The sequence below is a fragment of the Saccharibacillus endophyticus genome, from assembly GCF_013185185.1.
Taxonomy (GTDB): domain Bacteria; phylum Bacillota; class Bacilli; order Paenibacillales; family Paenibacillaceae; genus Saccharibacillus; species Saccharibacillus endophyticus.
Window position 1 is genome coordinate 37,968 of the sequence record NZ_JAAZWE010000008.1, and the last position, 21,172, is coordinate 59,139.

Below are 21,172 nucleotides of genomic sequence, written 5' to 3' on the forward strand. Positions count from 1 at the left end.
AGTCGCAAGGCGACCGGCAAGGCGAAAAGGTTCAAGACTCGCCTGATGTACGGAGGATGAAGCGTGTGATGAGAAGTGTGACGAAACCCTTTGTCAGATGGCTGAACGATATGAAAATCCGCAACAAGTTGATCTTTTTTTATGTAATCGTTGTCATGATTCCGGTATTGATCGTCGGGCTTATCGTCATTCAATATTTCAGGCAAGACGCGTTGGAGAAGGCAACCGAGCAGACCGAGAACAACGTGCAGCGGATCAAGACCCAGATCGAGAACCAGCTTTACGTGCCGATCAGCGTGTCCAACCAGCTTTTGCTGGATCGGGATATGGAACGCGTAGCCACGACCCTTTATTCCGAAGACAATCCGATCGAGCTGGTCAATGCGTACCGCAACTATACCGACTTTACGGATTACGTGCGGGCCTACAGCGAGATTCAAAGCATTCAGCTGTTCACGGACAATCCGACCCTGCTCGACAATTTGCAATTCATGAACGCCAACAGCCAAGTCCGCGCCACGAATTGGTATGAGCGGGCCATGAAAGATCGTACGATTTATTGGATGTACATCGACGATATGAACGATCCGAACATGGCGTCAACGAAGCAGTTGAGCCTGGTTCGGCAAATCTTTTTCCCGAATACGGGCAAACGGAGCGTGCTCGTCGTCCAGGTGGATACCGACTATCTGAACGAGCTGCTTAGCCAAGAGCCGTTCGATACGATGGTTGCCGACAAGGACGGATATATCGTGGCGGCCAAAGACCGGACGTCGATCGGAAAAACGCTGCGCGATATGGGCTTCGAAGTGGCGGTCGACGATACCGAGCAGGAGCAGACGTTCGAGCGCGCGATCGAAGGCGTGGATTATCAAGTCTCCATCAATACGCTCATTCCCGAGTCGAGCAAGAGCGGACTGACCATCATATCGGCTTTCTCGTCGGCCAGCATCGTGCATGACGCGAACCGGATCGGCCTGATCGGGACGGGTTTGATCGCTTTTATCCTATTGATGGCGCTGCTCGCCGTGTATTTCAATTCCCGTCTGATCAGCTCGCGCCTGAACAAGTTGAACCGCAATCTCAATCGGGTGGCGGAAGGCGATTTGGATACGGTATCCCGAATCGACGGTCATGACGAGATCGGACAATTGTCGGAGCAATTCAATTATATGGTCGTCAATATCAAGGAACTGATGAACCAGGTCTATGAAGCAAGCGAAGCGAACAACCGTCTGGAAGTGATGCAGCGGGAAATCAAGCTCAAGATGCTCGCCAGCCAGATTAATCCGCACTTTCTTTTTAACGCGTTGGAATCGATCCGAATGCGTGCCCATATTCAAGGGGAAAAGGATATTGCGCGAGCCGTTCAACTGCTCGGCAAGCTGATCCGCCGGAATCTGGAACTGGGCAATCGTCATACCTCGCTCAAAAACGAGTTGGACATGGTTCGCTCTTACCTGGATATCCAGAAATTCCGTCACGGCGACCGTCTGCATTACGAGCTGTCCGCGGGGGAGGATACGCTTGACGTGATGCTGCCGCCGCTTATCGTACAACCGCTAGTCGAAAACGCTATCGTCCACGGTTTGGAAAACAAGGAAACCGAAGGCGCCGTGATCCTGCATGCGGTCCGGGTGGGCGAAGAAGTGCTGATCGACGTATCGGATAACGGAGCCGGCATGACGCCCGAGCGGCTCAGGCAGGTCGAGGAATCGATCCGCGAAAAGGAAGAGAGCGAAGACAGCCGTATCGGGCTTCGCAATGTTCACCAGCGGCTGGTCATGACTTACGGGGAAGAGTTCGGGTTGCGCATTTCGAGCGAACTGGGCAAAGGAACGCAAATTTATTTTAAGATACCCGCCGGGAGGGACGAATGATGTATAAAGTGCTAATCGTAGACGACGAGCCGATGATTCGGGAAGGACTGCGTACGATCGTCGATTGGGAGTCGGAAGGATTCGAGATCGTCGACACCGCGTCCAACGGCAAAGAAGGGCTCGAAAAATTCGGTCGAATCGAGCCGGACCTGACCATCGTCGATATTCGAATGCCGGGAATGACAGGCCTTGACCTGATCGAGCGCGTGCGGAAAGAAAACTCGACCGCGCATTTCCTCATTCTGAGCGGCTATGCGGAATTCGACTACGCGAAGCGGGCAATCGTCAGCGGCGTCAGCGGATATCTGCTGAAGCCCGTGGACGAAGCGGAACTGCTCGACGAGCTGCGCAGGGTTCATGAATTGCTGCAAAGAGAGAAGGAAGCCCGCAGCGCCCGCATTGAGCAGGAGGCGGCTCTTCCGAAGGCGCAGCTCGTCGAAGAGCTGCTGTTCGAGGATGATCCGCAAGATGACGAGCATCGGGAAAAGCTGGTAAATGCGCTCGGACTTTCGGCTCCCGCCTATCGGATCGTCCTGCTTGACGCGCATGGCGGCGTGGAGACGGAGTCGCGCCAGCATGCGGTATTCCGCCAGCGTCTAAAGGAAGCTTTCGAGGAGAAAAACGGGGATATCCTGTTCTCGGCAGGTTCGCATATCGGACTGCTGCTTGTTCGCCAGAATCATGCGGAGTGCGGGGACAAACTGCGCAATCAGTTGGCGGAAGCGGCGGGAGGGCTCGAATTCCATGCTTCCTGCGGGCCGGCCGTCGATCATCTGCTTGAGCTCTCGGCCTCCTTCCGGGAAGCCGAACATTTGCTGCATGCCCGTTTCTTTTTTGAAAATGGTTCGGTAATCGATCCTGCTGCCTATCAGGCTCTGTTTGCAACCGGGAACGCGGACGAACTCGCCTCGGAGTCGGAAGACGGACCGCAGCTTGGAGACAAGCTCTACTACGCCCTGGATATTCGAAGCCGCGATGCCGTGGAAAAGGTATTGGCCGAGCTGGAACAAGAAGCGGTAAGCCGGAGAATGGACGAGGCTGCGGTGCGGGGCGAGTATTCCCGGACGCTGTCGCTGGCGATGGGGAAATTATCCTCCGGAAGTTCCTCGGCGGCGGAATTGGCTCAAAACTATCACAGCCTGCTGCTCTCGGACGTCAATCAGGCGCAAAGCTACGGTGCGCTCAAGCAGCAGGTGCATACCCGTTTCGGCGAGCTGATCGACCGCTTCGGCGGCGCTAACAAGGATACGGTGCTGAAGCAGATGATCGATTTCATCCGTCGCAACTACAGCGAAAATTTGAAGCTTGAGCTGTTGGCGGAGATGTTCGGTTATAACAGCGGGTATCTCGGCAAGTTGTTCAAAAACTACACGGGCGAGTATTTCAACGCTTTCGTAGACAAGGTTAGGGTCGAAAAAGCGAAAGAATTGTTGGCGCAGGGCTTGAAAGTTCACCAAGTGGCGGCGCGCGTCGGCTATTCCAATGCGGATTATTTCCACTCGAAATTCCGGAAATACGTAGGCACGTCGCCTTCCGCGTACCGGAATGAGGCGCATGGGGAATAATTTAATAAAATAAATTTTTAAGTTTATATTTTACTCATTTGGTTAAAATAAGAATACAAAGGAGGTCAAAGTTTTTATATTTTAAAATAAACGATTAGGATGTGAGTATTTTGAAAAAAAAATTAGCTAGTACTGTTATGGCGGCGAGTATTTTAATAGCTCCTTTTTCTAACATTTCAAATGCGGAAGGCAATGAAAAATACGATACAAATGTTAGTGTTGATAACAACCTAGCAACCGCAGAATTAGATGATGGTTATAGTGCAACAGTTGAACAATTGGCTGATGGGACTACCAAAGCAGTCGTTTATGACGCAAAAGGAAATGTAAATCAAATTGCGGTAACAAATAAAGAAAAGGGCACTATCGAGTTGACAGATGAAAAAGGCCAAAAACAAGTACAAAATATTTCTGAATATTATAAAGAAGAAGTTGAAGAGAATCAAGAAAGTGTTAATTCAAACAAACCAATGCTATCGTCAGAGAATTTAAATGATATAGGGATTTTTGCAACTGGAAGTTACAATTATTTATACGAGGAACCGATGACAAACGAAGGTCTAGAACGTTCCGCTTATAATGACGGAACATATTATTTAGCATCTTGGACAGATTCTACAGGGAAAAAAGGTAACCTTTACAGAAATGCTGGAACAATGACTATGGGAGAGGCTCATCGTTTTACTTTTACTCCTGGTAGTAAGGTAGGTGCGGCTTTATCTCTGATCGCAGCTTATTTTTCTCCACCTATTGCATTAGGTATAGTTGTAACTATATTGTCAGCAAATGCAGGTGTAATAGTGGATGGATTCAGTGGGAAAGTAGATTATAGAACGTATGTTTATCGTTATACGGTTAGAGTGAATAATAAAGTGGTTCCTTCACCTTCTAATTTCTTTAGAAGCAGGGACTATTGGGTTGCAACAAGAGATAACGGCCAAAGAACATTTACAAATAAAAGCTTTAATGATGGTTGGTCAATGACTAACCAAGCTATGATTGAAACGGGTATTAGATTGTCTAAATAGTTTTTAATAAGTTATATGAAAAAATGTTTGGGAAAGTAACAGAAGCAATAAGCTGAATTGTGAATTTTAAAATTAAATAAATGAATAAATAGCGTTCAATTCAGCTTTAGTTGAATTGAACGCTATTTTATGGTGAATACACATAAAAATATAAAATTTTAAATATATTTGATCATTATAGTTTTTTGATATTTTAAAGTATATATTATTATGTGAAATATTAATCATTTGTATTAGAGATAAAAGATCAGAATATATTTATCTATTTAAAATGACTATCCAAAATACTCTATGTCTAATTTTCGCATGATTTTGTCTAAAATTCGTAGGGTATGCGCTTTCAAGGAAAACGCTTATCATAAAACCATAAAGGAAATCAGGAGGGGTTATAGAAATGGGAACGCTCACATCAGGCGGTAATTCCAACAACAACCCGGGTACTCCTGCTAAGGACCCGCTCGCTGGTAAGCGCTTTAAAAAACAAGGCTTCTGGCGGACGGCTCTTCAGCAAAGGTACCTGTATTTAATGTCATTACCTTTCGTCATCTGGGCATTCATTTTCAGTTATCTGCCTTTATGGGGATGGACAATGGCTTTCCAAGACTTCAAACCGGCCAAAGGATTCTTTGAACAAAAATGGGTCGGGTTCGAGCACTTCGTCGAATTGTTCTCCGATGACCGTTTCTATCTAGCCCTTCGAAATACGTTGGCGATGAGCGTTATGGGGCTGGTCGTAGGCTTCATGATTCCGATCATCTTCGCGATCCTGCTTAACGAACTTCGCGGTATGATGTTCAAACGTTTCGTGCAAACGGTCTCTTACCTCCCCCACTTTGTATCTTGGGTCGTTGTAGCAGGTCTTGTTACGAAAATGCTTTCGACACAGGGCGGCGCAATCAACGATTTGCTGGTCGGACTTCATATTATTAACGAACCGATCCAGTTTATGGCCAAGGGCGAGTGGTTCTGGTACATTGTAACCGCTTCCGACGTTTGGAAAGAAATGGGCTGGAACACGATCATCTATCTGGCCGCGATCACGGGTATCGACCCTGAGCTGTACGAAGCTTCCCGCGTCGACGGAGCAAGCCGTTACAGACAGATGTGGCATATCACGCTGCCGGGCATCCGGACGACGATCTCCGTATTGTTCATTATGCAGATCGGTCACCTTTTGCAGATCGGCTTCGAGAAACAGTTCCTGCTCGGCAACAACCTGGTGCTGGAATACTCGCAGGTGCTTGAGCTGTACGCGTTGCAGTACGGGCTCCAAATGGGTCGCTTCTCGTACGGTACCGCTATCAGTATCTTCAACTCCGTCGTCAGCGTAATCTTGCTGTTCACGGTCAACGGCATCTTCAAAAAAGTATCCAAAGAAAGCATCATGTAAGGGGGGAACAGTCATGGCAGCGCCTAAAGCATTCAATGCAACACGCGGCGATAAAGTATTCGACGTCGTCAATATCGTGATCATGTCGCTGGTTCTGATCGTCACGCTGTATCCGTTCCTCAACGTATTAGCGATCTCGCTCAACGAGTCTTCCGATACGGTCAGAGGCGGCATCACGATCATTCCGCGCGCTTTCACTTTTGATAACTATCAACAAATTTTCCAATACGACGGACTGATTCGCGGTCTGTGGAACTCAATCATGCGTACAGTCATAGGTACCGTTTTCGGTCTCGTCAGTGCTTCGATGTTAGCCTACACGCTTAGCCGTCCCGACTTCCAGGCTCGCAAGTTCACTTCGACCTTCTTGGTTGTGACGATGTATGTCAGCGGCGGCATGATTCCGGTCTACATTCTGTTCCGAGATCTGGGCCTGCTCGGTTCGTTCTGGGTCTACATCCTGCCCGGCATTGTCAGCGCCTTCAACGTTATCGTCATTCGGTCCTTCATGGACGGTCTTCCATATGCCTTGCAAGAGTCGGCGAAGCTAGACGGCGCTAATGATTTGACCATTTTCTTCCGGATTATCTTACCTTTATGTAAGCCGGTTCTCGCGACTATTGCCCTATTCTTGGCGGTTGGACAATGGAACGCTTGGTTTGATACGTACTTGTATAATGGACGCCATCCTGAATTAACTACACTTCAGTACGAACTGATGAAGGTGCTGCAAAGTACCCAACAGGGCGGCAGCGGTCAAATGGTCAATGCGAACGACATGGCTTCCAAGATGACGCAAATCTCGCCGGAATCGATTAAAATGGCGATCACCATCGTCGTTACCGTGCCGATCCTCATCGTGTATCCGTTCCTGCAAAGATACTTTGTCAGCGGCATGACGCTGGGTGCGGTAAAATCGTAAGATTGTTGTTGTAATGCGTTAGGTATTTACGGGAGGCTTCGGCCTCCCGATATACAAAGGGCGCTTTGCGAAATTCGCTATAAGCCTATTCTTGAGAATTTCGATGAAGTGATCCATATAGAGAAAAAAAGAATATTTCAGGGTGATTGAAAAGGGAGGTTTTTTTAAAGTGGTAAGCAAAAAAGCAAAATGGGTAGCACCGGTTGCACTGGCGTCCATCGTAGGTCTGACAGCATGTGGCGGCGGTTCCGGCGAAAGCAGCTCCGCAGCAGCGGACGTTGAATCGGGTCCGATCGAATTCAGCATGTTCAGCGCGGATTCGAACAGCAACTGGGTAGGCATGAAAGACAAAGTAGGCGCAGCCATTACCGAAAAAACAGGAGTTACGCTGGCAGCCGAATACGCAATCGGCGGCGACACGCAAAAAGTATCCCTGATGGTCGCTTCGGGCGAGTACCCGGACCTGATCATGCCGAAAGGCGACACGAGCAAGCTCGTCGAAGCGGGTGCGTTGGTCGATTTGACGGACCTGATCGAAAACTATGCTCCGAATATCAAGAAAATGTACGCCGACGACATGAACCGTCTGAAATACAGCAAAGAAGATCAGTCCATCTACATCATTCCGACTTACACGGGCGTAGGCCAAACTTCGTTTGATGCAGGCGGCGGTTTCGAACTGCAGCTGGAAGTATTAAAAGAACTCGGCTATCCGGAAATTCGCACGCTTGACGATTACGAGAAAGCCATCAAAGAATATTATGCCAAGAACCCGACCATCAACGGACAGCCGACTATTCCATTGACGCTGAACGCTGACGACTGGAAAATCATGATCGGCGTAACGAACCCTGCGTTCCAAGCAACGGGTCTGCCGGATAACGGCGAATTCTACATCAACCCGGAAACGTACGAGTCCCAACTGCACTACAAACGTCCGGAAGAGAAAGAATACTTCCGTTGGTTGAACAAAATGTACAACGAAGGTCTGCTGGACAAAGAAACCTTTACGCAAAAAAGCGACCAATACCTGGCGAAGATCTCCAGCGGACGCGTTCTGGGCACGATCAACCAAGAGTGGGATTACTCCGAAGCGGAGAACGCGCTCAAAGGTTCGAGCGATGCGACAACGCAAAACCGTATCTTCGGTCACTTCCCGGTTACGCTTAGCGAAGAATACAAAGACCACTCCTTCATGGACGTCGGTTTCCCGGGCGGCTACGGAATCGGTCTGACGACCAATCTGAGCGAAGCCGAACAAATTCGCGCGATCAAATTCCTCGACTGGCTGGCATCCGACGAAGGTCAAGTGCTGGTACAATGGGGCATCGAAGGCGAACATTACAACGTGGAAGACGGCAAGCGCGTCATTCCGCAAGAAATTCAAGACCGCAAAACGAATGACAACGTCGCGTTCACGAAAGAAACAGGGATCGGCATGTACACCACAATGTCTCCTCACTACGGCGACGGCGTACAAGACGCGACGGGCAACTACTACACGACGAACTTCCCTGAGCAGATCCAAAACGCGTATACGCAGCCTGAAAAAGACGCATTGAAAGAATACGGCGCCACGACTTGGAAAGACCTGTTCCCGGCGGCTGACGAACTGGGTACAAGCGCTTGGGGCGCGGCGTACAACCTGCCTGCACCTACCGATTCTGCCTATACGGTAGCTTTCCAAAAATCGCAGGACATCGTGCGTAAACGCATTCCGGAAGCCATTCTGGCTCCAGCCGCACAATTTGACGGCATCTACGACGGCATGATCGAAGAACTGAATTCCGCGGACATCGTGGAAATGGAAAAAATCTTCACGCAGCAAATCAAAGATACGGTTGAACTGTGGGGCACGGGCAAGTAATTGATCCTTGACCTAGCAGCGGTTTTAAAGAAAAAGGACCCTTTTCAGGGTTCTTTTTCTTTTTTGTACAAGAATAAACATTTGTGTTGACAAAACGTTTTCGGAGTATTATATTCTTACTGTAAGCACTTACATTATTAAATGAAGGAATTATTCAGGCTTTGTTCGAAAACGCTTTTTACTTCATCTGCCTAACTAATAAAATTGGGTTGAAAAAGCAGTCGGGCGAAGTCAAATTATTTATTAATAATGTAAACGCTTTATATGACAAGTATCACAAGAAATGTGGCGTTCGGAATGTCTGCGGAAACATCTGAATGTCAACTTGCATTGGTATAAATAGGCGCTGCCTGTTATGCACATATAGAAAATCCGTCCTAAAGGGGGATGTAGATTTATGAAGGGGAATACAAAAAAAATAGCGGCTCTGCTCATGACGAGTACGCTTGTTGTAGCAGCGGGGTGCGGCGGCGGTGCTGAGACGGCAACGACTACGCCTGCAAGCAACGATAAAGGTACAACGACGACTGATGCAGCACCAAGTACGGAACCGGTAGAGTTTTCGTTCTTCGGCGGCGACGCCAGCCCGAACTGGACCGGCATGCAGGATGCGGTAGGCAAAGCAATTACCGAAAAAACGGGAGTATCCTTAAATGCGGAATTCGCGGTCAGCGGAACCGACCAGCAAAAAATCGCCCTAATGATCGCTTCCGGCGAATATCCCCAAATCATCTTCCCTAAAGGTGAAACCAGCAAGTTGGTAAGTGCCGGCGCCATGGTAGACCTTACGGACTTGATCGATCAGCATGCGCCGAACATCAAAAAAATCTATGGACCTTATATGGACCGTCTGAAATTCAGTAAAGAAGATCCTTCGATCTACACGATCCCTACAAACTCTATGGTCGATCAAACTTCGTTTGATGCTGGCGGCGGTTTCGAAGTTCAACTCGCAGTCTTGGAAGAACTCGGATATCCGGAAATTCGGACAGTTGAAGACTTCGAGAAAGCGCTTCGCGATTATTATGAAAAGAACCCGACCATTGACGGACAGCCTACGATTCCGCTGACGCTGAATGCGGACGATTGGAAAATCATGATTACCGTAACCGACCCGGCAGCAGGAGCGACAGGAGCTGGTGGAGACGGTGAATTCTATATTGATGAGAATACCTACGAAGCCAAGTTGCACTACAAACGCCCAGAAGAAAAAGAATACTTCCGCTGGCTGAACCACATGTACAACACAGGCCTGCTGGACAAAGAATCCTTCACGCAAAAAAATGACCAATACCTGGCTAAAATCGCAAGCGGCCGCGTACTCGGCCTGATCGACCAAAACTGGAACCACGGAGAAGCCGTCAATTCCCTCAAGGCAGCAGGTAAAGACGAGCGTACCTACGGTCATTTCCCGGTTACACTGTCTGAAGAATATAAAGATCGTTCGTTTGTCGACATCGGTAACGGTTCCGGCTATGGCGTGGGTCTGACAACCGCGCTGAGCGAAGAAGAGCAGATCCGCGCGATTCAGTTCCTCGACTGGATGGCTTCCGACGAAGCTCAAATCCTCAACAACTGGGGGATCGAAGGCGAGCACTACACGCTGGAAAACGGCAAACGCACCATCCCGGCTGACGTGCAGGAACGCAAAACGAACGACAACGCAGCATTCACGAAAGAGTCCGGTATCGGTCTGTACGCTCCGCTGTCCGTACGTTACGGCGACGGCGTAAAAGACTCGACCGACAACTACTACACAACGAACTACCCTGAGCAAATCACGGCGAACTACAGCGAGCCGATGAAGAAAGCATTGGCCGCTTACGATGCTACAACTTGGAAAGATCTTTTCCCGGGCAAAGAAGAATTCCCGGTCAAAAAGTGGGGTGCAGCTTACAACCTGCCTGCCCCGAGCACGCCGGACTTCACCGTGCCTTTCCAAAAATCGCAAGATATCGTGCGTAAAGCCATCCCGGCCGCAATCGTGGCAACGCCTGAACAATTCGACGGCATCTACGATCAAATGCTGACGGATCTCGAAGGCAGCGGTATTCCGGAGATGGAAGCCATGTACTCACAAATGATCAAAGATACCGTCGAATTGTGGGGAAGCGGCACCGCGCAATAATCATCAGGCATCAATAGCTTCATCAAAAATAAATGATTGCACAATTTCAAACTCAAAGGGGTGCAAGTGATGGTACAGAAAAAAGGGTTGAAAGCGGTAGCTTTGTTGAGTGCTTTGGCTGTAGTGACGGCAGGATGCGGCGGCGGTGGCGATACCGCAACGAAGACTCCTGCGAGCACGGACACAGGTACCAAAACGGAAACTGGAGCGACGGACACGACGCCAAGCACGGAACCGGTAACATTCTCGTTCTTCGGCGGCGACGCCAGCCCGAACTGGACCGGCATGCAGGACGCGGTAGGCAAAGTCATCACGGAAAAAACGGGCGTATCCCTGAATGCGGAATTCGCGGTCAGCGGTACTGACCAGCAAAAAATCGCGCTGATGATCGCTTCTGGCGAGTACCCGCAAATCATCTTCCCTAAAGGCGAAACCAGCAAGCTGGTAGACGCGGGCGCTATGGTAGACCTGACGGATCTGATCGACAAATACGCGCCGAACATCAAGAAGATCTACGGCCCGTATATGAACCGTCTGAAATTCAGCAAAGACGATCCTTCCATCTACACGATTCCTACAAATGCCATGGTCGACCAAACATCGTTCGACGCAGGCGGCGGCTTCGAAGTGCAGCTCGCGGTCCTGGAAGAACTCGGCTATCCGGAAATCCGTACGGTAGAGGACTTCGAGAAGGCCCTGAAAGATTACTACGCGAAAAACCCGACGATCGACGGACAGCCTACGATTCCGTTGACGCTGAACGCGGACGACTGGAAGATCATGATCACCGTAACGAACCCGGCCGTATACGCGACAGGCGGACCGGATGACGGCGAATACTACATCGACCCGGAAACTTATGAAGCTAAACTGCACTACAAACGTCCCGAAGAAAAAGAATACTTCCGCTGGCTGAACCACATGTACAACACAGGCCTGCTGGACAAAGAATCCTTCACGCAAAAGAACGACCAATACCTGGCTAAAATCGCCAGCGGCCGCGTACTCGGCCTGATCGACCAAAACTGGAACTATCAAGAAGCCGAGAACTCCCTCAAAGGCGCAGGCAAACACGAGCGCACTTACGGTCACTTCCCGGTTACGTTGACTGAAGAGTATGAAGATCATTCCTTCGTCGATATCGGTAACGGCTCCGGTTATGGCGTGGGTCTGACAACCGCGCTGAGCGAAGAAGAGCAAATCCGCGCGATTCAGTTCATCGACTGGATGGCTTCCGACGAAGCTCAAATCCTCAACAACTGGGGGATCGAAGGCGAGCACTACACGCTGGAAAACGGCAAACGCACCATTCCGGCTGACGTGCAAGACCGCAAAACAAACGACAATGCAGCATTCACGAAAGAATCCGGTATCGGTCTGTACGCTCCGCTGTCCGTGCGTTACGGAGACGGCGTAAAAGACTCGACCGACAACTACTACACAACGAACTATCCTGAGCAAATCACAGCAAACTACAGCGACGAGATGAAAAAAGCTCTGGCTGCTTATGACGCTACAACTTGGAAAGACCTGTTCCCGGGCAAAGAAGATTTCCCTGTAAAAGCATGGGGCGCAGCGTACAACCTGCCGGCTCCAAGCGGCTCGGACTACACGGTTGCTTTCCAAAAATCGCAGGATATCGTGCGTAAAGCCATCCCGGCGGCAATCGTGGCAACGCCTGAACAATTCGACGGCATCTACGATCAAATGCTGACGGATCTCGAAGGCAGCGGTATTCCGGAGATGGAAGCTACGTATACGCAACTGATCAAGGATACGGTAGAAGCTTGGAACGCTGAATAACATCGCTTGAATTGTTAAAAGAAAGCAGCCTTCTCCCTTAGAGGATGAAGGCTCTTTTTTTGTGCATCTATCGAAACCGAACGCTGAATTCACAACAAGAAGAATCCTGCGAAGAGTTCTTTTGCGCAGCGCATTAATGTGCTCCGGATGCGTTGACAACGGATAGAGTGAACCTTATATTCTTAACTGTAAGCCCATACTTTATTAAATGAAGCAATTTTTTTGATCGGAAAATGTAAGCGTTTTAAAAAAAGGGGGTCATGCAGCAAATCCAGTATCGGTATCATCGGGCTTAGCCCGTTATGCGCATATAAAAACGTTCCTAGAGGGGGATGAAGATTCATGAAGGCGAAAACGAAGAAAATGGCAGCTCTGCTGATGACGAGCACGCTGGTTGCGGCGGCAGGATGCGGCGGCGAGACGGCAAGCAATGCAAGTGCACCGGCGAATACGGAACCGGGAAGCGCGACTGAGACTGCACCAAGCACGGAGCCGGTAACGTTTACCTTCTTCGGCGGAGATGCGAGTCCGAACTGGAATACGATGCAGGACAAAGTCGGTAAAGCGATTACCGAGAAAACGGGCGTATCCTTGACTGCGGAGTTTGCGGTAAGCGGCACCGATCAACAGAAAGTTGCCCTCATGATCGCTTCCGGCGAATACCCGCAAATCATTTTTCCCAAAGGCGAAACAAGCAAATTGGTCGAAGCCGGTGCGTTGGTCGACCTTACCGATCTGATCGACAAGCATGCGCCTAACATCAAGAAAATATACGGCCCTTACATGAATCGGATGAAATACAGCAAGGACGATCAGTCGATCTACACGATCCCGACCAATACAACCGTCGATCACACTCCGTTCGATGCAGGCGGCGGTTTCGAAATTCAGCTTGCCGTTTTGGAAGAGTTGGGTTATCCGGAAATTCGCACGGTAGAAGACTACGAGAAGGTGCTGCGCGAGTATTACGAAAAGAACCCGACCATCGACGGCCAGCCTACGATTCCGCTCACGCTGAACGCCGACGATTGGAAGATCATGATTACCGTGACCAACCCGGCTTTCTTGGCAACCGGAGCGCCTGACGACGGAGAGTTCTACATCGATCCGGAAACCTACGAAGCGAAGCTGCATTACAAGCGTCCAGAGGAAAAAGAATACTTCCGCTGGCTGAACCACATGTACAATACGGGCCTGCTGGATAAAGAGTCCTTCACCCAAAAAAACGATCAGTACTTGGCCAAGATCGCAAGCGGCCGCGTGCTCGGTCTGATCGATCAGAACTGGGACTATCAGGAAGCGGAGAACTCACTGAAAAGCGCAGGCAAACATGAGCGTACGTACGGCCACTTCCCGGTTACGCTGAACGAAGAATACAAAGACAACTCCTTCGTCGATATCGGCAACGGTTCCGGTTGGGGTGTGAGCCTGACGACGGCATTGAGCGAAGAAGAGCAGATCCGCGCGATTCAGTTCCTCGACTGGATGGCTTCCGACGAAGCTCAAATCCTCAACAACTGGGGGATCGAAGGCGAGCATTACAAGATCGAAGACGGCAAGCGCGTGATTCCGGCCGACGTGCAGGATCGCAAAACGAACGATAACGCCGCTTTTACCAAAGAGTCCGGTATCGGCTTGTACAACGCGGTCTCGGTTCGTTACGGCGACGGCGTGAAGGATGAGACGGACAACTATTACACGACGAACTATCCGGAACAGATCACGGCGAACTACAGCGAGCCGATGAAGAAAGCACTGGCCGCCTATGATGCAACCACTTGGAAAGACCTGTTCCCGGGCAAAGACGAGTTCCCGGTTAAAGCTTGGGGAGCTGCGTACAACCTGCCTGGACCGGGCGGTTCCGATTACACCGTACCGTTCCAAAAATCGCAGGATATCGTACGTAAAGCCATTCCGGCCGCAATCGTGGCAACGCCGGAGCAATTTGATGCGATCTACGATCAGATGCTGACGGATTTGGAGGGCAACGGCATTCCGGAAATGGAAGCCCTGTATACGCAAGTGGTCAAGGACACCGTAGAGACATGGGGAACCGGCAAGTAAACGGACGGGATGTTGATTTTGTTCGGAATCCAGACCTTTATCCTCGTCGGATAAGGGTCTTTTTTTAGAAAAAATTTATCTTCGTTGAAATGTAAGCGTTTTAAAAATAGAATAAATAAGCTATAATAAGCAAGAGCCGTTTCGGCTCGAACAAAAATGTAAGCGCTTAAATATATGGGGGCAAGGCCATTCGAAGAAGGGTGGGATAAGATGGAAACGAGTAAAAAGTGGAAAGCGGCAATGTTGTTGACGGCGGTATCGGTTGCGGCGGCCGGGTGTTCGGGCGGAGGAGCTTCGACGGATTCCGCCAACCAGGCGGCGCAAACGACTCCGGCGACGAAGGACTCCGGCGGAGACGACACCTCGCCTGTCACGTTCAGCTTCTTCGGCGGCGACGCCAGTCCGAACTGGGCGCGCATGCAGGACGAGACCGGCAAAGTCATCACGGAGAAAACCGGCGTCACGATCGAAGGCGAATTTGCCGTCAGCGGAACTGACCAACAAAAAATTGCGCTGATGATCGCTTCCGGCGAATATCCCGAACTCTTGTATCCCAAAGGCGAAACGAGCAAGCTGGTGGAAGCCGGCGCGCTGGTGGACCTTACCGATTTGATCGAGCAGTACGCCCCGAATATCAAAAAGCTGTACGGTCCTTACATGAATCGTCTCAAATACAGCAAAGACGATCCTTCTATCTACACGATCCCGACCAATACGGCTGTCGACAATACGGCTTTCGAAGCCGGAGGCGGTTTTGAAGTCCAACTCGCGGTGCTTGAAGAACTGGGCTATCCGGAGATCCGCACCGTCGAAGATTTCGAAAACGTATTGAAAGAATATTACGCCAAACATCCGACGATCGACGGGCAGCCTACGATTCCGCTGACGCTGAACGCGGACGATTGGAAAATCATGATCACGGTGACCAACCCGGCCTTCCTGGCGACGGGAGCACCCGACGACGGCGAATTTTATATCGATCCGGAAACGTACGAAGCAAAGCTTCACTACAAACGTCCGGAAGAAAAAGAATATTTCCGTTGGTTGAACCATATGTATAACGAAGGCCTGATCGATCCCGAAGCGTTCACGCAGAAAAACGACCAGTATCTCGCCAAAATCTCCAGCGGACGCGTGCTCGGCCTGATCGACCAGGATTGGGATTTCCAAGAAGCCGAGAACTCCTTGAAAGCCGCAGGCAAGTACAATAAGCTGTACGGCCATTTCCCGGTCACGCTGACGGAAGAGTATCAAGACCATTCCTTCGTCGATATCGGCAACGCTTCCGGCTACGGCTTGTCCTTCTCGACGTCCATGAGCGAAGAAAAACAGATCCGGGCGATCAAGTTCCTGGACTGGATGGCATCCGACGAAGGGCAGCTGCTCGTGAACTGGGGCATCGAAGGCAAACATTACAACGTCGAAGACGGCAAGCGGGTCATTCCGGCAGATGTGCTGGATCAGAAGATCAACGACAATTCCGCGTTCCAAAAACAAACCGGCATCGGGCTGTACACGCCGTTCACGGTTCGTTACGGCGACGGCGTGAAAGACTCGACGGACAATTACTATACGACCAATTACCCGGAACAAATCACCAACAGCTACAGCGAGCCGGAGAAAAAAGCGCTCGCGGCTTACGACGCGACCACGTGGAAAGACCTGTTCCCGGACAAGGAAGATTTCCCGGTCAAAGCTTGGGGAGCGGCATATAACCTGCCTGCGCCGAGCTCGTCCGACTTTACCGTACCTTACCAAAAGTCGCAGGATATCGTGCGCAAAGCGATCCCTGCCGCGATCGTGGCGACGCCGGAGCAGTTCGACGGCATCTACGATAAAATGCTGACGGATTTGGAAGGGAACGGCATTCCGGAGATGGAGGCCATGTATACGCAGATGATCAAAGACACCGTCTCGTCATGGGGCGAGTCGGCGGAGTGAAGCCGGCATGGTTTTGCCGGGAAGATCCTATTCGCTGAGGAAGCCCGGTTGGACGCTGCGGGAGACAATTCGTTCAAGCCGCTGTCTCGCGAAGAAAGCCTACGGCTTTCCTCGCTCAAAGGCGTCTTGATCTGAATTTCTCCCTCCGCTGGACCGGGCTCGCATGAATTGAATATTCCCACAAAAAAGGCGGGTTAAGCTCCGCCTTTTTTGATGGGGAAACACCTTTAAAAGCAAAGGCAAGTGAAAGAGCATAAAGAAAAATGTCGAAAAATATAGGGAGAATTTAAAGGGAGAAGATTGACGCTGTTTGGCGGCTGTCTTATACTGAAAACGTATGTGTAAGCATTTTCAGCGGAGAAGGCCGGGTTCGACCTAAAACGTTTTCTGAAAACGGGGGTTAGTCGGAATGAAGAGCAATCAAACGTATAAATTATGGTATAAGCAGCCTGCGCAGCGGTGGGAAGAAGCGCTGCCTGCGGGGAACGGGCGGCTGGGCGCGATGGTGTTCGGCGGCGATCGCCGCGAGCGATTGCAGCTGAACGAGGATACGCTGTGGTCGGGATTTCCGCGGGATAAGGTCAACTATGATGCGCAGCGTTATTTAAAGCAGGCGCGCGAGTTGATTTTTTCCGGGAAATACGACGAAGCGGAGAAGATCGTCAACCTTCGCATGCTGGGTTGGAATACGGAAGCGTATCAGCCGCTCGGCGACTTGTATATCGACCGGATCGGCGGCGGGGATGCGACGGATTACGAGCGCGAGCTGGATCTGACCAACGGGGTGCTTACGACGGCGTTTACGGCGGACGGAGTCCGGTTTACCCGTGAAGTATGGATCAGCGAGCCGGATCAGGTGCTGGCTGTCGTATTGAGCGCGGACCGAACGGGCGCGATCGATATCGACGTGTCGTTGGAAAGTCTGCTGCCTTACGAGACGGCGGCTTATACGGACGGGCGCCTGGCGATCAAGGGCATGGCGCCGAGCCATGTGGAAACGAATTATTTCCGCGATCATCCGGAGGCGATTCTGTTCGAAGAAGGTTTGGGAATGCGTTTTGAAGCTCAGTTGAAGACGCGGACCGAAGGCGGGGAAGTGCGGGTTGTCGAAGGCCGGATCGAGATCCGAGGTGCGGATCGGGTTATGCTGCTGCTTGCGGCGGCGACTAACTTTGAATCGTACGATAAACTGCCGGAAAGCGGTTCTCGTCGTCCGGACCGGTTGTGCGAAGCTTGGTTGAAGGCTGCTTCGGCATGGGACGAGCAAACTTTGCGTGAGCGGCATGTTCGCGATCATGCGGCACTGTTCGGACGCGTGGAACTGAATCTCGGCGGCGAAGAACGTGCTGAGCTGCCGACCGACGAGCGTCTTGAAGCCTACAAGCAAGGAGCTGTTGATCCGGCGCTGGAAGCTCTGTATTTCCATTACGGCCGTTATCTGCTGATGGGAAGCTCGCGTCCTGGAACGCAGCCCGCCAACTTGCAAGGCATCTGGAATCACCAGATCGAACCGCCGTGGAACAGCAACTACACTTCGAACATTAATGTACAGATGAACTACTGGCCGGTCGAGAGCGTAAACCTTGGCGAATGTCATGAGCCGATGTTGAAAATGATCGGCGAGCTGGCGCAGGCAGGTCGGCGCACGGCCAAAATCCATTACGGAACCCGCGGCTGGGCCGCGCATCACAACGTGGATCTGTGGCGGATGTCGACCCCGTCCGGCGGCGATGCAAGTTGGGCTTTCTGGCCGATGGGCGGCTTATGGTTGACGTCGCATCTATGGGAACATTATTTGTTTACCAAAGACCAAGCGTTCTTGCGCAATGAAGCTTATCCGATTCTGCGCGAAGCGGCATTGTTCGCGTTGGATTGGCTCGTCGAAGCTCCGGACGGCCAACTAACGACGGCTCCGTCGACTTCGCCTGAGAATCGTTTTGTTACGGAAAACGGAGAACCTTGCAGCACGGCGTTCGGATCGGCTATGGATCTTACGTTGATTCGCGACGTGATGGAGCATGTGATCGAAGCGGAAAGCCTTTTGGGACTGAACAGCGCCGAAGCGTCAGAATTCCGATCTGCGCTGCAACGTTTGCAGCCGCTTCAAATTGGTTCGGACGGTCGTCTGCTTGAATGGGGAACCGAGCTGAAGGAGCATGAGCCGGGGCACCGTCACGTCTCCCATCTGTATGGCGTGTACCCTGGACGCTCTATCAACAGCGAAGAAACGCCGGAACTGCTGGAAGCTGCAAAAGCCTCTCTTGCAGCCCGCATTGCCAATGGCGGCGGCCACACCGGCTGGAGCTGCGCATGGCTGATCAACTTGTATGCCCGCCTGCTCGACGGCGAGAGCGCGCATCATTTCATTCATACGCTGCTCGCGCGCTCGACGCATCCGAACCTGTTCGACGATCACCCGCCATTCCAGATCGACGGCAACTTCGGCGGAACGGCAGGCATTGCCGAGCTGCTGCTCCAGAGTCATCTGGACGAGCTGCATCTGCTGCCTGCACTGCCGACGGCGTGGCCCGACGGCTCCGTCCGCGGCCTTCGCGCCCGCGGCGGCTATACCGTTTCCCTGACTTGGCAAAACGGCCGAATCCGATCGGCCGAAATCACCGCCGATTTCTCCGGCCCGATCCGCCTGCGCGCGCAGCGTGCCTTTGAAGGCTCTTCGCCCGTACCTACAAACGAAGCCGCTCAATTCACAGGCGTTCTGAATCTAGCCGCTGGCGAAAGCACCACCGTTACTTTCGAATAGCCGCCAGCCAAGCTTAAACTTTTGTGTTGTGCAAAGCTTAGCGATGTTTGATGCTGGATCTTTTAGAGCGGCGAGCTTTTCTGCCTTTCATGCCTGTTTTATCATTGAGCCGCTGCATTCAATGGCTCTGACTTTATATTGCGCGGCCTTAGCTACAAAGGCCGCATCTTTACGCTACCCAACAACCTACGGGTTGTGGGAGCTTTGATTTAACCCGGCCTAAGGCTTTGGGAAAGTTTCAGCGGAGGAATGAAATGTTCGCCTTTGAAATCGGGAAGCTTCATCGTTGTCCAATCCTGCTTCCCGATTTCAACACGCGACCCAAAGCCTTTCGAAGAAAGGCACATCGTAAGCATAAGCTGGCGAAACTTTCCCGGAGCACCCAGCCGACGGTTTAATAAAACCTAACAAGCCTATGGAGGAACAAACATGACGATTTTTCAATTTCCGAACGACTTCAAATGGGGCACGGCCACGGCTGCCTATCAAATCGAAGGAGCCGCACGGGAAGGCGGACGCGGTCCTTCCATCTGGGATACGTTCTCCCATACGCCCGGCCGGGTCTTTAACGGAGACAACGGCGACGTCGCTTGCGACAGCTACCACCGCTATGAAGAAGACGTAGAGCTGATGAAAGAACTCGGCATCAACACTTACCGTTTCTCTATTTCTTGGTCCCGCATCATTCCGGACGGCGACGGCGAGATCAACCAAGAAGGTCTGGACTATTACCACCGTTTCGTCGATAAGCTGCTGGAAGCAGGCATAGAGCCGTTCTGCACGTTGTATCATTGGGATCTGCCGCAAGCCCTCCAAGATGTAGGAGGCTGGGAAAACCGTCGCAGCATCGACGCTTTCGTTAAGTTCTCCGAAGTCATGTATCGTGAATTCAACGGCAAAATCAGATACTGGCTGACGTTTAACGAGCCTTGGTGCATTGCCTTCCTGTCGAACGTGATCGGCGTGCATGCTCCGGGCAAACAGGATCTGCAAGCCGGGCTGGACGTTGCGCATAACCTGCTCGTGGCGCACGGCAAATCGGTATCCAAGTTCCGCGAAATCGGCGTAGACGGCAAGATCGGCATCGCTCCGAACGTGGCTTGGGCGGTTCCGTATTCCAAAAACGAAGCGGATCAAGGCGCGGCCGACCGCAACATCCAGGTCTTTTCCGACTGGTTCCTTGATCCGATCTATAAAGGAAGCTACCCGCAATCGCTCTACTCGTGGTTCGAGCAATCCGGCCATGTGCCTCCGATCCACGAAGGCGACATGGAAGCGATCGCGCAGCCGATCGACCATATCGGAATCAACTATTACGCGATGAGCGTCAACCGATTCAATCCGGACGGCGGCTATCTGCAAATGGAAGAAGTCGACATGGGTCTGGTCAAGACCGATATCGGCTGGCCGGTGGAATCGAGAGGCCTGTACGAAGTGATCCATTACCTGCAAAAATACGGAAACATCGATATCTACATCACCGAAAACGGCGCTTGCATCAACGACGACATCGTGAACGGCAAAGTGAACGACGTACGCCGCATCTCGTACCTTCAACAGCATATCGCCCAGGTTCACCGCGTGATCCAGGACGGCATCAACCTCAAAGGCTACATGGCCTGGTCGCTGATGGACAACTTCGAGTGGGCAGAAGGCTACCGCATGCGCTTCGGCCTCGTGCACGTCGACTACCGCTCCCTGAAGCGCACGCCGAAAGAAAGCTTTTACTGGTACCAAAACGTAGTAAAAAACGGTTGGATGGAAACCCGCAAGGAGTAGTGAAGCAGCGAAGCGCGGATGGCTTGCGGGAGACCCGCAAGGAA

At 51.3% G+C, this 21,172-nt stretch carries 12 protein-coding genes; all 12 read left to right on the forward strand.

Annotated elements, in window-relative coordinates:
* The first annotated feature begins 68 nt into the window (after positions 1 to 68).
* The 12 genes from HRQ63_RS23325 (at position 69) to HRQ63_RS23380 (ending at position 21,128) form a co-directional block, all read left to right on the forward strand.
* Positions 69 to 1,880: a sensor histidine kinase gene (locus HRQ63_RS23325; RefSeq protein ID WP_229714342.1), complete on the forward strand. Its 1,812-nt coding sequence runs from the start codon at positions 69 to 71 to the stop codon at positions 1,878 to 1,880.
* On the forward strand, positions 1,880 to 3,445 hold the full coding sequence (locus HRQ63_RS23330) for a response regulator transcription factor (RefSeq protein WP_415838449.1): 1,566 nt from the start codon (positions 1,880 to 1,882) through the stop codon (positions 3,443 to 3,445). Before HRQ63_RS23325 ends, HRQ63_RS23330 begins: the two co-directional genes overlap by 1 nt.
* Positions 3,446 to 3,555: 110 nt before the next feature.
* The gene (locus HRQ63_RS23335) at positions 3,556 to 4,473 is read left to right on the forward strand and encodes a hypothetical protein (protein ID WP_172247558.1); all 918 of its coding nucleotides are present in this window, start codon (positions 3,556 to 3,558) and stop codon (positions 4,471 to 4,473) included.
* 394 nt (positions 4,474 to 4,867) lie between these two features.
* Positions 4,868 to 5,863, forward strand: coding sequence for an ABC transporter permease (locus tag HRQ63_RS23340; RefSeq protein ID WP_172247559.1), 996 nt, complete (start codon positions 4,868 to 4,870; stop codon positions 5,861 to 5,863).
* Positions 5,864 to 5,876: 13 nt separating this feature from the next.
* Complete coding sequence (locus tag HRQ63_RS23345; RefSeq protein ID WP_172247560.1) at positions 5,877 to 6,785, forward strand: carbohydrate ABC transporter permease; 909 nt, start codon at positions 5,877 to 5,879, stop codon at positions 6,783 to 6,785.
* 169 nt (positions 6,786 to 6,954) lie between these two features.
* Positions 6,955 to 8,652 (forward strand): ABC transporter substrate-binding protein, encoded by a 1,698-nt coding sequence (locus HRQ63_RS23350; RefSeq protein ID WP_172247561.1) that lies wholly within the window; start codon positions 6,955 to 6,957, stop codon positions 8,650 to 8,652.
* 397 nt (positions 8,653 to 9,049) lie between these two features.
* Positions 9,050 to 10,780, forward strand: coding sequence for an ABC transporter substrate-binding protein (locus tag HRQ63_RS23355; RefSeq protein WP_172247562.1), 1,731 nt, complete (start codon positions 9,050 to 9,052; stop codon positions 10,778 to 10,780).
* Positions 10,781 to 10,849: 69 nt separating this feature from the next.
* Positions 10,850 to 12,583, forward strand: coding sequence for an ABC transporter substrate-binding protein (locus HRQ63_RS23360; protein WP_172247563.1), 1,734 nt, complete (start codon positions 10,850 to 10,852; stop codon positions 12,581 to 12,583).
* 342 nt (positions 12,584 to 12,925) lie between these two features.
* Positions 12,926 to 14,647: an ABC transporter substrate-binding protein gene (locus HRQ63_RS23365; protein WP_172247564.1), complete on the forward strand. Its 1,722-nt coding sequence runs from the start codon at positions 12,926 to 12,928 to the stop codon at positions 14,645 to 14,647.
* A 210-nt stretch (positions 14,648 to 14,857) separates the two neighbouring features.
* On the forward strand, positions 14,858 to 16,588 hold the full coding sequence (locus HRQ63_RS23370; RefSeq protein ID WP_172247565.1) for an ABC transporter substrate-binding protein: 1,731 nt from the start codon (positions 14,858 to 14,860) through the stop codon (positions 16,586 to 16,588).
* Positions 16,589 to 16,997: 409 nt separating this feature from the next.
* The gene (locus HRQ63_RS23375) at positions 16,998 to 19,349 is read left to right on the forward strand and encodes a glycoside hydrolase family 95 protein (RefSeq protein ID WP_172247566.1); all 2,352 of its coding nucleotides are present in this window, start codon (positions 16,998 to 17,000) and stop codon (positions 19,347 to 19,349) included.
* A gap of 429 nt (positions 19,350 to 19,778) precedes the next feature.
* The gene (locus HRQ63_RS23380) at positions 19,779 to 21,128 is read left to right on the forward strand and encodes a GH1 family beta-glucosidase (protein ID WP_172247567.1); all 1,350 of its coding nucleotides are present in this window, start codon (positions 19,779 to 19,781) and stop codon (positions 21,126 to 21,128) included.
* The last annotated feature ends 44 nt before the right edge of the window (positions 21,129 to 21,172 follow it).